This window comes from Pectobacterium cacticida (genome assembly GCF_036885195.1).
Taxonomy (GTDB): domain Bacteria; phylum Pseudomonadota; class Gammaproteobacteria; order Enterobacterales; family Enterobacteriaceae; genus Pectobacterium; species Pectobacterium cacticida.
In genome coordinates, this window is record NZ_CP133656.1 from 1,782,955 (window position 1) to 1,798,589 (window position 15,635).

11 protein-coding genes are annotated in these 15,635 nt (G+C 46.2%); 5 read left to right on the forward strand and 6 right to left on the reverse strand.

Annotation, left to right across the window (positions count from 1 at the left end; genetic code table 11):
• Positions 1-132: 132 nt before the first annotated feature.
• Positions 133-369, reverse strand: a complete 237-nt coding sequence (locus RFN81_RS08400) for a major outer membrane lipoprotein (protein ID WP_005970385.1) — start codon at positions 367-369, stop codon at positions 133-135.
• A gap of 315 nt (positions 370-684) precedes the next feature.
• Positions 685-2,097 (reverse strand): pyruvate kinase PykF, encoded by a 1,413-nt coding sequence (pykF, locus tag RFN81_RS08405; RefSeq protein ID WP_264498641.1) that lies wholly within the window; start codon positions 2,095-2,097, stop codon positions 685-687.
• Between the two features lie 643 nt (positions 2,098-2,740).
• On the opposite strand from pykF, the gene licT reads away from it, so the two are divergent.
• The 5 genes from licT (at position 2,741) to RFN81_RS08430 (ending at position 10,261) form a co-directional block, all read left to right on the forward strand.
• A complete protein-coding gene (licT, locus tag RFN81_RS08410; protein ID WP_264498642.1) occupies positions 2,741-3,604 on the forward strand; it encodes a BglG family transcription antiterminator LicT in 864 nt (287 codons plus the stop codon).
• Positions 3,605-3,914: 310 nt separating this feature from the next.
• Positions 3,915-5,798 (forward strand): PTS beta-glucoside transporter subunit IIABC, encoded by a 1,884-nt coding sequence (gene bglF, locus RFN81_RS08415; RefSeq protein WP_264498643.1) that lies wholly within the window; start codon positions 3,915-3,917, stop codon positions 5,796-5,798.
• Positions 5,799-5,830: 32 nt separating this feature from the next.
• The gene (locus tag RFN81_RS08420; protein WP_319800197.1) at positions 5,831-7,225 is read left to right on the forward strand and encodes a 6-phospho-beta-glucosidase; all 1,395 of its coding nucleotides are present in this window, start codon (positions 5,831-5,833) and stop codon (positions 7,223-7,225) included.
• 166 nt (positions 7,226-7,391) lie between these two features.
• Positions 7,392-9,011, forward strand: coding sequence for a carbohydrate porin (locus RFN81_RS08425; protein ID WP_264498645.1), 1,620 nt, complete (start codon positions 7,392-7,394; stop codon positions 9,009-9,011).
• A 71-nt stretch (positions 9,012-9,082) separates the two neighbouring features.
• Complete coding sequence (locus RFN81_RS08430; protein WP_264498646.1) at positions 9,083-10,261, forward strand: alpha/beta hydrolase-fold protein; 1,179 nt, start codon at positions 9,083-9,085, stop codon at positions 10,259-10,261.
• Positions 10,262-10,496: 235 nt separating this feature from the next.
• Here the strand turns inward: RFN81_RS08430 and RFN81_RS08435 are convergent, their stop codons facing one another.
• From RFN81_RS08435 to RFN81_RS08450, 4 genes are read right to left on the reverse strand one after another with little or no spacing between them, the layout of a single operon-like run.
• Positions 10,497-12,131: a S53 family peptidase gene (locus RFN81_RS08435; protein WP_264498647.1), complete on the reverse strand. Its 1,635-nt coding sequence runs from the start codon at positions 12,129-12,131 to the stop codon at positions 10,497-10,499.
• A 25-nt stretch (positions 12,132-12,156) separates the two neighbouring features.
• A complete protein-coding gene (locus RFN81_RS08440) occupies positions 12,157-13,398 on the reverse strand; it encodes a lanthionine synthetase LanC family protein (RefSeq protein WP_264498648.1) in 1,242 nt (413 codons plus the stop codon).
• Positions 13,395-14,471 (reverse strand): T3SS effector HopA1 family protein, encoded by a 1,077-nt coding sequence (locus tag RFN81_RS08445; protein WP_264498649.1) that lies wholly within the window; start codon positions 14,469-14,471, stop codon positions 13,395-13,397. The genes RFN81_RS08440 and RFN81_RS08445 overlap by 4 nt, the downstream gene beginning before the upstream one ends.
• Positions 14,461-15,582: a phosphotransferase family protein gene (locus RFN81_RS08450; RefSeq protein WP_264498650.1), complete on the reverse strand. Its 1,122-nt coding sequence runs from the start codon at positions 15,580-15,582 to the stop codon at positions 14,461-14,463. Before RFN81_RS08450 ends, RFN81_RS08445 begins: the two co-directional genes overlap by 11 nt.
• Positions 15,583-15,635 lie beyond the last annotated feature (53 nt).

Here is a 15,635-nt window from a genome sequence, read left to right on the forward strand (position 1 = left end):
CGGCAGTAGAGGTTCAAGGACGAGCATAGCGTCGTCAGACTAAATTATGAAAGAAGCGGCAAAGAGCAAAGAAAAATGCAGATCAAAAAATGGCGCACAATGTGCGCCATTTCTACAGCTTAACCCGTTCGATTACTTCTTGTAAGTGCGAACTTGGTTGTCCAGACGCTGGTTAGCACGAGCTGCGTCATCTTTAGCAGCCTGTACGTCAGAGCGGATTGCGTTCACATCATTGCTCAGTTGGTCAACTTTAGCGTTCAGAGTCTGAACGTCAGAAGACAGTTGATCAATTTTTGCATTGCTGGAGCAACCTGCCAGCAGAGTAGAACCCAGGATTACCGCGCCCAGTACCAGTTTAGTACGATTCATTATTAATACCCTCTAGATTGAGTTAATCTCCATGTAGCGTTACAAGTATTACACAAACTATTTTCTAATGAGAATATATTTTTGATGAGAACATGCTTAATTTAGATCGTTCGCTCAAAGAACCAGCGGGTTTTACATCGCAATAAAAAATGTCAGAAAGCGGTGTTATTTTATCGCGTAACGTCGAGGTTTAGGCTATTAAATGGCATGTTACGTAAAGGCATTAATTAGGTTATCGCACTGTAGGATGCCACCTCAGAATATAAAAAAGCGCCATGAAGGCGCTTTGTCCGATCGACTACCTGGCTACAGGGATTAGAGACGGTGTACGGAAGATGTGTTGGTGGTTCCGCTGGGAACTAGCGCGCCGGACACCATAACCACAACATCACCAGCCTGTGCATAGCCGCTCTTCAGCGCCGCTTCTTTTCCAATACGGTAGAAGTCATCGGTGGAGGCAATTTCTTTCACCAATAGGGTATCAATACCTTTGCTCAGCAGCAGTTGACGCGCGGTGATCTCATTTGTTGTCAGTGCCAGAATACGGGCCGTTGGGAAGTACTTACGGATCGATTTAGCCGATTTCCCACCGTTGGTGGCCACAACGATCAGCGGTGCATCCAGTTTCTCCGCCGTTTCAACCGCACCGCGGCAGACTGCTTCTGTGATACGCAGTTTACCGGGAGTCTTAATGGTGTTCAGACGGCTTTTCATCACAGAATCAGTACGCTGGCAGATGGTCGCCATGATGGTAACGGCTTCCAGGGGATATTTGCCCTTCGCACTTTCGCCAGATAGCATCACAGCGTCAGTGCCATCGATAATGGCGTTAGCAACATCGCCAGCTTCTGCACGGGTCGGTCGCGGGTTTTTGATCATTGAATCCAGCATTTGCGTGGCGGTAATAACCACTTTACGTGCCAGATTGCATTTTTCGATCATCATCTTCTGCGCGAAAATCACTTCTTCCACCGGAATTTCAACGCCTAAATCACCACGGGCGACCATAATCCCATCGGACGCTTCCAGAATTTCATCGAAATTATTCAGGCCTTCCTGGTTTTCAATCTTGGAAATGATCTGAATATGCTCGCCACCGTGAGCTTTCAGATGAGCACGGATTTCTTCAACGTCTGAGCGTTTACGAATAAAAGAGGCGGCTACGAAATCAACACCTTGTTCACAACCGAAAATCAGGTCGCGCTTGTCCTTTTCGGCCAGGGCAGGCAACTGAATTGAAACGCCAGGCAGATTAACGCCTTTATTCTCGCCTAAGTCGCCATTGTTGAGCACGGTGCATACTACTTCGTTACCAGCGATTGCGGTAACGCGCATGCCGATCAAACCGTCATCCACCAGTACGGTGTCACCGACGCTGAGATCCTGCGTAAAACCTGCGTACGTAACGGCAACACGTTCCTGATTGCCGACAACGCTCTGATCGGTGGTGAAGGTGAATGTCTGGCCTGCACGTAGCGCGACGTCAGCGCCATTTTCCAACTTCATCGTGCGAATTTCCGGGCCTTTAGTATCAAGCAATATGGCCGCTTGCTTGCCGGTTTTTTCCATAACTGCGCGCAGGTTCTTGATGCGCTGGCCGTGTTCAGCATAATCTCCATGAGAGAAGTTTAGGCGCATAACATTCATGCCGGCAGACAACAAGCTGCCTAGCATGTCTTCTGATTCTGTTTTCGGCCCGATGGTACAAACAATTTTTGTCTTTTTCATACGATAATGTCTACAAGTTGTGATGGATAAAAAAACGGATTAACCAGTGGCGATATAGGCATGGCCGCTGGCAAGAAGCAATGTGGAAACAGTAGGGAAAAGATAAAAAGAGATGGTCGCCGTGAATGAAGGATGAAGTGCGTAACCGCATGTCGCACAAAAGTCGCGTTGATGATGCCGTTGATAATAAAGTGATTAATAGTGGCACGTTGTTTAGCTGAAACCATTCAATTGAAACGACGTTCCGTATTATAGTTATTAAGTGGCGAGAAACAAGATAGCAAAAGACATGAAAGTGAATATTTTGTCCTGTTTACGCAAAAAATGGTGTGATTTGGAGATTTACCCCATTTTGTTGCGCAATTGCCCAAATTATCGACAGATAGATGATAGCAGAAAGTCTCAAAGATGGGGCGGCGGATTGTTATAAAAACGCGTTAAAAATGTGGATAACAAACGTTCAGATGGGTGAGTTTGCTGGTTATCTGTGGATCCGTATCACGTTTTCATGTCATGCTTCTTGAGAAGATAAAGACAGATGGTAATTTAACTACCATTGCGGATTGTTACTGCGTAAGCAGGCAAAACCAGATGCTCGTTCTTGTGTACGAGTGTCTGGTTTTTTTGTTTCCAGGGTTTGAAAATGAAGATTGCCAAAATACTCAACAATAACGTCGTTACCGTCATTGACGAAAACAATAATGAGTCGGTTGTGATGGGACGTGGGCTGGGTTTCAAAAAACACACCGGCGATCTTCTGGACGAAAAGCTGATTGAACGCGTGTTTGTGATGAAATCCAGTGAGATGACCTCTCGTCTACAAGAACTATTGTCAGAGATTCCGATCGAGGTTATCGCTGCGGCTGACAAGATCATCTTGCTGGCAAAGGCGCGTTTGCCGGGTAAACTGCAAAACAGCGTCTATATTTCTTTAACGGATCACTGCCACTTTGCTATTGAACGCCACAAGCAAGGGGTAGGTATTCGTAATGTTCTGCTATGGGAAATTAAACGTCTATATCCAAAAGAATTCGCCGTCGGTCTGGAAGCGCTGGATATTATTGAGCAGCGTTTGGCTGTGCGCTTGCCGGAAGATGAGGCTGGGTTCATTGCTTTGCATTTGGTGAATGCGCAGCTTGACAGCGAAATGCCGGAAGTCCTGCAAATTACTAAAATTATGCAGGAAATACTGAACATCGTAAAATATCAGCTTAACCTGGATTATAACGAGCAAGCGTTAAGTTATCATCGCTTTGTGACACATTTGAAGTTTTTTGCGCAGCGGTTAATAGGTAAAAATACGGTCTTTAGTGATGATGAATCGTTACATGATGTGGTGAAAGAACGGTATCAACAGTCTTATCGTTGTGCAGGGAAAATACAGATGCATATTATGCACAAATACCATTATACCTTGACCAAGGAAGAATTGATGTTCTTAACGATCCATATAGAACGAGTGCGGACAGAGGGGCAGGATAGATTAGAACCCGGAGATGGGGAATAGCATTTGCTAATTTGCTATTCATCACAAAATAACGATATGGCGATAAAAATCACTTGCCCTTATTTAAGAGGGCAGCATAAAGTACATGGAAAGAAGATTATCGAATAAGATTTAGTGTTAACGCCGGTGCATAAAATGCGTTGGTAATAATTGGATTGTTACTGTCAGGCTATTTTCAGCAGGCAGGCAAAACCTAAACCATTTCCCCCATATTTGTTGGGGAAAATGGTTTAGGTTTTTTTTTGTCGCAAACAGGACTAGCAATCTTAAATTATGGTTACTTTAGTCTGTTTAGCATTAAGGATAGACGATGAAATACAAAGCATTAGCAAATGAGATACTCGATGGCGTCGGTGGGCGCGATAACATCGTTAGCGTAATACATTGTGCAACCCGCTTGCGTTTTAAATTGAGAAATCGGGAAAAAGCGGATGCCGCAGCGCTGAAGCATAATTCAGGCGTCATTATGGTGGTTGAAAGCGGTGGGCAATTTCAGGTTGTCATCGGCAATCACGTCGGCGATGTTTATCAAGACTTACTTAACATTTCCGGATTAAGCGAAAATACCGAGACTGAGCAGAGAGAAAGCGGTACAAAAGAGAATCCTTTTTCCCGGCTGATTGATATTGTTGCCGGTATCTTTACCCCATTACTCGGCGTAATGGCGGCGTCAGGTATCGTAAAAGGACTGCTAGCGCTTAGCCTTGCCTGTGGTTGGATGGTCGATAGCAACGGCGTTTATAAAGTGTTATTTGCGGCCAGCGACGCGCTATTTTATTTTTTTCCCATCATTTTGGGCTACACCGCAGGGAAAAAATTTGGTGGTAATGCTTTTGTAACCATGGTGATCGGGGGGGCGCTTATTCATCCAACAATGATCGCTGAATTTAATGCGATGTCGGCGGTTGATTATCAGCCATTACACTTTTTTGGGATCCCAATTACATTCATTAATTACTCCTCATCGGTTATTCCCATTATATTTGCCGCGTGGGTTTCTTGCCGTTTGGAAAAACCGCTAAATACGATCTTACATGCCAATATTCGTAACTTTTTTACACCGGCACTCTGTTTGATTATCACCGTTCCGCTGACATTCCTCGCCATAGGCCCGGTCACTACCTGGTTGAGCCACCAATTGGCCACCGGCTATCAGGTTATCTATAGCACCAACCAAACGCTTGCCGGTGGTTTTATGGGCGGACTATGGCAGGTCTTTGTTATGTTTGGCCTGCATTGGGGACTGGTGCCGTTAATGATCAACAACTTCAGCGCACTGGGTAGCGATACGCTGATGGCTGTGCTAACGCCAGCGGTGCTGGCGCAGGCGGGCGCCTCGTTGGGCGTATCTCTGAGAACCCGAGACATGAAGCTAAAAGGGATTGCCGGTTCGGCTTTCCCGGCGGGCGTCTTCGGCATTACTGAACCGTCGATCTATGGTGTGAACCTCCCTCTGCGTCGGCCGTTTATTTTTGGCTGCATCGGTGGGGCATTAGGTGGTGGCATCGCCGGTTATTTCGGGGCGACACAATATTCTTTCGGTTTACCCAGTATTTTCGCATTCACGCAAATGATCCCGCCAACTGGGATGGATAGCACTGTTTGGGGCGCTATCATCGGCACATTCATCGCGTTTCTCTTTTCCACACTCGCCAGTTACCTCTTCGGGATTAAGGAGGAGAAGGTTATGGAGGGGAGTGAGCAGAACATGTCTGAACCGCCAGTCACGACTTCTACGCGCCAGCTTTCTGTTACGAGTCCGATCGCGGGCGAAACCCTGCCATTAACGCAGGTTGACGATGAGACCTTCGCGAGCGGTTTGCTGGGGCAAGGTATCGCGATTAAACCACGCTCTGGCCGCGCTGTCTCCCCGGTGGATGGCACGGTGATTTCGTTATTTAAAACGCAGCATGCCATCGGGCTTGAATCGGAAGAGGGCATTGAAGTGCTAATTCACATTGGCATCGATACGGTCAAGCTAAATGGTCAATATTTCACCGCACATGTTAAAACCGGAGATGTCGTGAAGCGCGGCGATCTCCTGGTTGAGTTCGATTATCTGGCTATTGAGAAAGCCGGTTACGATACGACGACGCCCGTTATTATCACTAATAGCGACGATTACGTTGATGTCCTGCCTGCGTGCGGCAACACCGTGCGGGAGCAGGAGGCATTACTGGCATTAATCCGCTGAAATTACATTTTATGACCCGTAGGGAGAGAAAAATGCGTCATCAGTTTCCAAAAACATTCTTGTGGGGCGGCGCTATCGCAGCCAATCAGGTTGAAGGTGCTTACCTAACGGACGGTAAAGGGCTATCAACCTCCGATTTACAGCCACACGGCATTTTCGGCGAAATTGTCACGCGCGTACCAGGAGATAGCAGTATTAAAGATATCGCGATCGATTTTTATCATCGCTATCCTGAAGATATCGCGCTTTTTGCTGAAATGGGCTTCAAATGTCTGAGAATCTCAATTGCCTGGACGCGTATTTTCCCGCAGGGTGATGAAACTCAGCCGAATGAGGCGGGGTTGGCATTTTACGATCGCCTGTTTGATGAAATGGCAAAATACGGTATTCAGCCGTTGGTGACGCTGTCCCATTATGAAATGCCCTATGGTTTGGTGAAGAATTACGGCGGCTGGGGAAGCCGCGAAACGATTACCTTCTTCGAGCGTTACGCGCGCACGGTATTTCAGCGCTATAAAGACAAAGTGAAATATTGGCTGACGTTTAACGAAATCAACTGCGCGTTACATGCACCATTTACAGGAATCGGTTTACCTAACGAGAGTAGTAAGCAAGATATTTATCAGGCGATTCATCACCAGCTCGTCGCGAGTGCTAAAGCGGTGAGAGCGTGTCATGACATCATCCCTGATGCCAAAATTGGCAACATGATGCTGGGTTCCATGTTCTATCCGTTAACCTGTAAGCCCGCGGATGTTATGGAAACAATGCAACAGAACCGCGACTGGTTGTTCTTTGGCGATGTTCAAGTCCGAGGATACTATCCGGCGTATATGAAGCGTTTCTTTGCACAACATGGGATTACGCTGGCGGTAACGGAAGATGACCGCCAGTCACTGAAGGCAACCGTTGATTTCATTTCTTTCAGCTATTACATGACGGGCTGTGTGACCACCGATGAAGAAGTGAACCAGAAAGCCCGCGGTAATATTTTGAACATGGTGCCGAATCCGCATCTGGAAAGCTCAGAGTGGGGCTGGCAGATCGATCCGGTGGGGTTGCGTTATTTGCTGAACTATCTATACGACCGTTATCAAAAACCGCTATTTATTGTAGAAAACGGTTTAGGTGCCAAAGATAAACTGGAAAGCGATGGCAGTATTAATGACGATTATCGCATCAAATACCTGAACGATCATCTGTACCAAGTAGGTGAAGCGTTAGAGGACGGTGTTGACGTCTTGGGTTATACCTGTTGGGGGCCTATCGATCTTGTTAGCGCATCAAAAGCCGAAATGTCGAAACGCTACGGTTTCATCTATGTCGATCGTGATGATGAGGGGAACGGAACATTAGAGCGTCGACGTAAGAAAAGCTTTTATTGGTACAAAGACGTTATTTCATCTAATGGCGAGACACTTAAATAAATAGGCCTATCGTTTATAGACTATTCGCTCATTATTAACCGCGTTGGTAATGAGCGTAAATATTTTTTAAATTTTTAAAATGGCTATCTTTGTAATTAACATAAGAAAAAATTTTGCGTTAAATTCGTTATAACTAAACCTAAATGTACCTACTCGGATAACAATCATGCGTAAAAAATTCCCTATAAAGAGAATGACATTATTAATAGCGACGGCATTTTTATCTTGCGATGCGATGGCGGCAACATTGACCATCGAGGAACGAGTGGCTTTATTGGAGAAAGCATTGGCGGAGAATAAAGCCGAATTACAATCCACTAAAAATGAATTGAAGCAATATAAGATGATAGTGGAGAATCGCCCCAAAACGCCAATAGCGCGTCAAAAGGCATTAACAGGTAAAGAGAGTATTACCGTCGAGTCGTCGCCGACCACTAACGCCGTCGTTGCCGGTGGGCAACATAATACCGTGAATGAGGTACCGCAGCAGCAAACGTTAACGTTGGATGCGCTGTCTAAATACGTTAAAGATGATATCGGTTTCACCTATTCAGGCTACTTAAGATCGGGATGGGCGACCGGGTCAACAGGGTCGCCTAAATCCTATGCCATTGGATCACTGGGGCGCTTTGGCAATGAACATACCGGGTGGTTTGATCTATTCCTTAAACAACGCGTTTATAACAATGATGGGAAAACGGCTCAGGCCATCATTAAATTGGACGGCAATGTCGGGCAGTCTTATAGCGCCGGTTGGTTTGGCGACGATAGCGCCAATGAAAATAAATTGCAATTTTCTGATATTTATTTGACAACAAAGGGTTTTTTGCCTTTTGCGCCGGAAGCCGATTTCTGGGTTGGAAAACATGCGCTCCCCGTGTATGAAATCCAAATGTTGGATTGGAAAAGTATCCGTACTGATTCAGGGGCCGGGGTTGGGATTGAAAATCTGGCGGCGGGGGTCGGTAAACTTGACCTTTCGCTTACCCGGGAAGACCTTGATGTCTATTCAAGAGATTTGCTCGCTAAAACGCAGATGAATACGAACTCTATCGACCTGCGTTATAAGGGGATTCCTTTGTGGCAGGGCGCAACGTTATCGCTGATGGGAAAATACGCCATCGCAAACAAGACCGATACGCAGAAAGATAATGAAAAAAATAATACCTATTTTCAATTAAAAGATGCCTGGATGTCAGCGGCGATATTACGCCAAGATTTGAATCATGGCGGGTTTAATGAATTTACCGTGCAGGCGGCAAATAATTCGTTTGCCAGTAGTTTTTCCCGCTACTCCGGCGCGAGTCCATTTATGGGTTATAATGGTTATTACTATGGCGATCATACCAATGGCACCGCGATAAGAGTCATTTCGCAAGGTGAAATGTACTTGGGTGACCGCATTATTGTCGGTAATGCATTAGTGTACTCAAAGGGTAATGATATTTATAGTTATGAAACGGGGCCCAACAGTGATTATGAAAGTGTGCGCACGGTGATTCGCCCTGCGTATATTTGGGACCATTACAATCAAACGGGGGTTGAGTTAGGGTGGTTTACGCAAAACAATAAAAATAAATCAGGCGTGAATTATAAAGAGACAGCCTATAAAACGACGCTTTATCATGCATTAAAAGTTGATACCAGCTTGTTTAATTCCCGCCCGGAAATTCGCTTTTATGGTACTTATCTCAAAATACTTGACAACGAGATATCAAAATTCACCTTCCCAGATAGTAAAAAGGACCAATTCACGCTTGGTGTTCAAGCCGAAGTCTGGTGGTAAAGCTTATTTTAAGCATTATTATTTTGAGTAAAGCTTTCTGATAGTTATCATGCATAACAAAAGGAACAACAATGAAGATATCCCCTCTAACATACCTTATTGCGGCTATGGCGTTGAGTTCATCCGTGAATAGCTCACCTTTGCCCGCAGATTTCCCTATTATGCCTGCGGCGACAATTCCTGTGAGTCACTATGTCACGGGCGTTAACGCGGATAACAGTATCACTTTTCGCCTGTTTGCCCCTACGGCCAAACAGGTTAGTGTTTTTACTGGTTCGACACCCGAAAGCATCGTGTCCCATGCGATGAAGAAAGATGAATCTGGCACATGGTCGTTCAAAACGTCGGCGCTGGCACCGAACCTCTATGAATATTTTTTCAGCGTGGATGGTTTTCGTACTATTGATACCGGCACCGCGTTTACTAAACCACAGCGCCAGGTGAATACGAGTTTGATTCTGGTACCGGGTAGCATTCTGGATGTACGTCAGGTGCCGCATGGTGAGCTAAGAATGGTGACCTATCATTCCAATAGCTTGAAATCAGAACGACAGATGTATGTCTGGACGCCGCCGGGCTATAGCGCATCGTCAAAACCGCTGCCGGTACTCTACTTCTATCATGGCTTCGGCGATACGGGAGCATCGGCCGTGGTGCAAGGGCGGATACCACAAATGATGGATAACCTGCTGGCGGAGAAAAAGATTGAGCCAATGCTGGTTGTCATTCCGGATACGGAAACGGATGTTCCCGGCATCATCCCGGAAGACTATCCACCGCAGGAGCGGCGCAAGGTGTTCTACCCGCGTAACGCACTGGCAGCGGATAGGGAATTGATCCATGACATTATTCCCGAAATCGGCAAACGTTTTAACGTGCGTCGGGACGCGAACGGCAGAGCATTGGCTGGTCTTTCTCAGGGGGGTTATCAGGCGCTGGTCTCCGGCCTGAGTCACTTGGATCATTTTGGTTGGCTGGCAACATTTAGCGGTGTAACTACCGAAACAGTGCCCAATGAGGCCGTTGCCGCACAGCTTAACCGCCCTGAGCAGATTAACCAGCAACTGAATAACTTTACGGTTGTGATTGGTGAAACCGATAATATTACCGGTAAGGATATTGCGGGGTTGAAAACCACGCTGGAGCAGAAAAATATTCGGTTTGACTATCGCCATTATCCGAATCTCGGTCATGAGATGGATGTCTGGCGGCCGGCTTACGCCGAATTTGTTCAAAAGCTTTTTAAATAGTTCGTCGTACTATGGGCTGAGCCATCGCATGTCCGATTCACGCGGGAGGCTTTTTACGCCAAGTTGGTGCTGGCCTATGGAAAAAAGCACTAAATAGCGATCCGTGTCGACTTAACTAAAGACCCGAGATAAACCCAGTTTCTTATCATTAACTAAGAACCGATACGCTTGCACGTTTGCTGGCAAGCGTATCGGATTGTCAGCAGAGGGCTGTTTACTGCGGTGTTCGGGATCGTTATTCCCAGTAACCCTCTGTTTGTTTTATTATATTCAATAAATTGACGCCATTTGGCGACCCTAATCCAGTACAGGGATCCCAGCCAAGTGCTGCTGGTAGTCCGTTGGTGCCGGGGATGTTACTGCTAAAGGCGTTTGACCCTATAAGCTGGTACAAAAAGCTGTTGATATTGCCAACGCGGTATGAGAGTGCCGAATTCAAGCGAGCAATCAGACCAGCAATAATCGGGGTCGCGGCGCTTGTCCCTGCGGCGGGAAACGGTTTGCCATTGAAGATCATCGTTGTGTAGTTACGCCCGCTGGCATTCACCGACAGGTCGGGTGTCGCGCAGGCGTTTTTTGTATACATGGGATATTGGCGGAAGTAGTTTGATAACGCGTTGTGCTGGTATGCCGGTGCAGGTGACATGACGCTGAATCCTCCTCCGGAAGCATTGGTATTTTCATGCCAAACCTGTTCATTTCCATTACGAAACAGATCGGTGCCGCCGCAGGCAATCACGGAATCATAGGCCGCGGGAAGATTGACCCCTACTACTTTATTATTGGAGCCAACTTGATAAACACCATAATCTCCCGATGCGGCGAGAACCGTAATACCACGTAGGCTAAGTTGCTGAAGCAGCATCGCCGACTGTACTTTTTCTGCCTGAGAAACATTGCTTTCACCGTTAGCCCAACTAGTGCTGATGACGCTCACCTTATTTTCTGTGTCATTCAATACAGCGCGGAATCCGTCTGGAAAGGATTTGGCATAGTACACAACTATTTTGGCTTTGGGCACTATTCCCGCAACCATTTGTACATCCATGTTAATTTCTAAGTTGTTAATGAGTTTTGATTGAGGTGGTTGCCAGGGTTCGGTTCCTACAACCTGCACTTCAGGCTTTTCAAGCTGGAATAGGGTACAGAAAGTAGCGAAATCGCTGGGGTTAAAGGTTCCCCCAAGCGCAATGATCCCTACCGTTTGTCCTTCACCTTGATTATTGGGAAAGTGATATTGTGCCGTAAGTTCTTGCGGCGAATATCCCACTAATTGCTGCTGTTGCTCCTGGACACCGCCAAAATCAGTCAGATTTTTGGGTTTTTGGATAAAAAGCTTTACGGGGGAGTCGTCCTCCACCGTCGGCAGCATTTTTAAGCGTTTGGAAGGAACGTATCCAGCCTGTAAACCCATATTTAACCCGTCGATGCCGGTAACTCTTGCCCGTAAATCATCTGGCAGTTGGATAGGTCCATGATAGGCCAGAAATGGGTTGCCGTTCTCATCCTGATAAATATGGAAAGAAACGCTAAATAATTGAGAAAATTGCTTTATGGTGCCAGTGACTGTCACTTCAAGGGTGTCAGCGTTGCTGCTTACCGTTTTCACTCCAGCCTGCTTTGTAAACTCAATCACTCGCTGGATAGCATAGTCATTTGCCGTAGAGCGTTGTTTAAGGTCGGAAGCAGCTAGGTACTGGCGCTTTTTCGGATGAATACTACTGAGATCGATAGTAGACCTGAGCGTATTTTCATGAATATCTGGCGCGAGATGAAAGGTTAACGTCAGCTCAGCATTACTATCTGCATCTGACAGATAAACGGCGGTAGGAGGGAGCGTTTGAAAGAAATCATCGGTATAGCTATTCATCGTTTTCATTCCTCTATGTGACGCGTTAATGGATGTGCAGCACGGTTTCCACTCTCTCGGGATCAAATAAACGCAGGTAATACAGCCCTGTTCCCGCTAGACCTAACATTAACCCTGGAGTTTCTTTACCGGGTTCGCCCACACCACTGGGGTCAAAAACGCCGCTTGGCCAGGGGGTTTGCGTTAGCTGATACGTTTGAATGCCTAGAGAGGCAACTTGATGGGCTAATTCGGCAAAGTCCGCTCGCTGTAAGCAGGCCGCGCCCATGAGGAGAATTTCGCTATTGCCAGCACCACCGTGGCATAGGCTAAAATTAATCTGTTCAGGGTGTGTGCTTAGCTGTTGCAGCAGTTGCTGAGATGTTGTCGTCAAGCCGACTAACGCTTCCTGCAATAATGTCGGTTCGTTCAATAACTGCCAGGCACGTAGGCGAGAGAGTGCGACCCCAGGTGCGCCATGGCACCACATGGTATTAAACTGCGGTGTGCGATACATCGAACGTAAATCAGGCCAATTTTGATGCTGAGGGTTGAAGTTTTCACGTTCATAGTTAAAAGCCTGAAGCCCGGCATTAAGGTAAATATCTCGGCGTGTTATCACTCCCAGCTCAATCAAGGCCAGCCCAAAACCGGCCGCGCCATGAGAATAGCCCGTTAAACCGCGTTCATTACCTGAGGTAACCCAAAAGTATGTGGTGGGTGTTTTTTTCGCTTTGCTTAATAAAAAATCGCCCAACCGTACAGCACATGCCAGCCAGCGATCATCGTCCTCAGCCTGATAGATTTTAAGTAGCGCCGGGATAGCTCCTGCGGCACCACCAATAACATCAAGTTCATTATCAGGAATGGGCAGCGCATGGATGTGTTGCAGTAAATTAAGCCCCTGCGCTTTCCAGTCGGGCCGATCGAGGATTGTGCCAATTCGCCACATTGCCCACGCGACACCTAACTGTCCGGCATGCAGACTAAATACGTTAAGCTGGTGGGGTTGCTCCAACATATGCTGTATAGAGTTAATGGTTGAAGTAAGCGTTTCGAACAAAATAGGATCGGGTTTCTGTCGGTACAGTTCGGCCAAAAATAACGCAATACCGGAAAGGCCATTATACAGCGAGGCATCAAAGGTACGCGTGACGACCTGGAATTGACCATTAATGGCATCAACGATAGAACCTTGCCAATTACTCCGGTTGTCAAAACAGAAGCATTCCCGTTGGAGATGCTTGCCTATACTCTCCGCTGCATTCAGGTATTGCACATTTTTCATAATGCAGACTCCTTCTGTTTTTCACTAACATCCACGGGTAAACTCATCGTATTGGGGTTGAGATGCAGGCGGCCTATCGCGATGCCTTTGTTATTGAATTCGTCAACGATACAAGCCAGATTCATTTGGTCTGCTGTCAGAGAAGAACCGTGTATCTGCTTTTTTTCATACGCGGTTAACAATCCTTTGGCGATGAGCTGGCAACGATGCATACCGAAACTCTGGCCATTCCCCGGATCTTCTGCGAAAGAAATGCCCTTGCTAATGGCTTGGGTAAATAGTGGGAGTGTGTCGAGCAGATATTTTTCTAACGTTGGAATATGGGGCTTTAATACCCGCAACGTATAGTCAAAATAGCGTTTTTCGAGGTACAGCACGGCACTATCTGCTCGATGATATAAATCGGGATGGTTCAGGCATTTAAAATTAAATGCAATATGATGAGCATTTAATACTTCAGTAATCATGGCGACAAGTGACGCAGCACCTTCCGGCATTATATTCCAGTAGATTCGGACCTGTGGCGCATCGTGTTCCATATAGTGGTTGCTATGAACATAATAAAAAACCTGCTGAATATGGCGATTTTCTTTTTGTCGAAGAAAGTGAATGTATTGATTAATGACTAATGGCGCGTTGGGGGTGGCGGGAATAAAGCTATTTGGATAGGCCTGCCGTAGTTTACCGTTCTTTTCTGTCCATACACCTTGGGCATCAACATGATAAATTCTCCAGTTTTGATCGGGAGTCTCCTGAGAGGCGTTGGCCGAACTTAATGTCTGCATGAAAATTTCACGTTCATTACATGTAGGCAAATTTAGTAATTTCTTATCATCTGGAATGCCACAGTAGATCTTTGTATAAAGCGCCACGCTAAGCTGCGATTCCAGTAATTGTTTTCGCTGTTGTACATCATGGGTATGGTTATGCCCAAACAGATTTAACGGACCGCTATATTCGCTCCAGGCATAGTTGTGGAACACCGTATGAGCCTTCCCGTCAATCTGATAACTGTCTGTACCGGTTACGTGGACACGTTCCGAGAGTTGTTTTAGCTGTTGTTCAAAGTTCATGGGTGAGTGCTCCCAGAATCTGAGTGGCCCACGCTTGGGGGGAGGCGATCATTTGTATCACCATCTGTACAATGCGATTACTTGGGAGCTGTAATTCCGTTTTCGTAATATTGGACTCAAATGCGGTTTGCAGCATTCTGGCGGCGGTGTAGTGAATGAGTTTCCTCCTGTTTTCCGGACTGTTAAGCGCAGAATCAGGATTGACGGTGTCGCGTGCCTTGCAGTAGCTAAGCCAAAAGAATTGGCAGGCAGACAACGTATATTCCCAGGTTAAAAACTCCATGCCGGGTTGAGGCTGGTTTTGCAGCATTGGGTTAGGGTTTTGTGAGAAGACCCACAGCGTTAAAAAGCTCTGCAAAAGGCCAGCAACATCCCACATCGGATCGCCAATATCTGCGATTTCCCAATCGATCAATTTTAAGGTGCAGGGGCTTTTGGCATCGACGCGAATAAAATTGATCAATTTAATATCACCATGAATCAGGATATTTCCTGACCAGAAGTAGCGTAGTTCTTCCAGAAGTTGTGGAATATTCGGCTGTTGACGAATAAGCGCATCGATGGGGCCGAGGTGCTGTTGAGAGTTCTTTATTTGGGGATTATCTCTGTCGCCAAATAGCATAATCCACGGGGGCTGTCGATTGAAAAAATTCAGACCGGGATTTCTTTCTATTTCTTCGCTGAGATCTTTATGCAAAGTAGCCAGAATGATGGCCATCTGTGACAGTTCTTCCTGATCGATGGATTTTCTTTGCGTAATAAACTCATGAAGGCTCGTCGCTCCGGGGAAAAATTCGGTGACAAAAACATGATTACCTAATTCATAGCCATAATAGTTCGGAATAAAAGAACGCATTTTTGGCAAAATATCGGTTTGTTGGATCAGGCAATGCACGGTTGCATCTTTCTGCATTAAATAGGCATTTTGTTGATCCGAAGACAAAAGCTGCTTAACAAACAATCCAGTCGGATTATTATCTAAAAAAACCTGGAAAATACTATTCCTGCTTTGGCGCTGAACGACTTTATAGTGGCCACCGACCAAATATTCAGGATGTAAAAAACCATTATCGGCGAGAAAATGAGCGAGATTGTGTAGCGTTAAGCGCATGATGGCCTCCTTTCAGGGGTAAAATCACCGGCGATAATTCACCGGTGATGAGG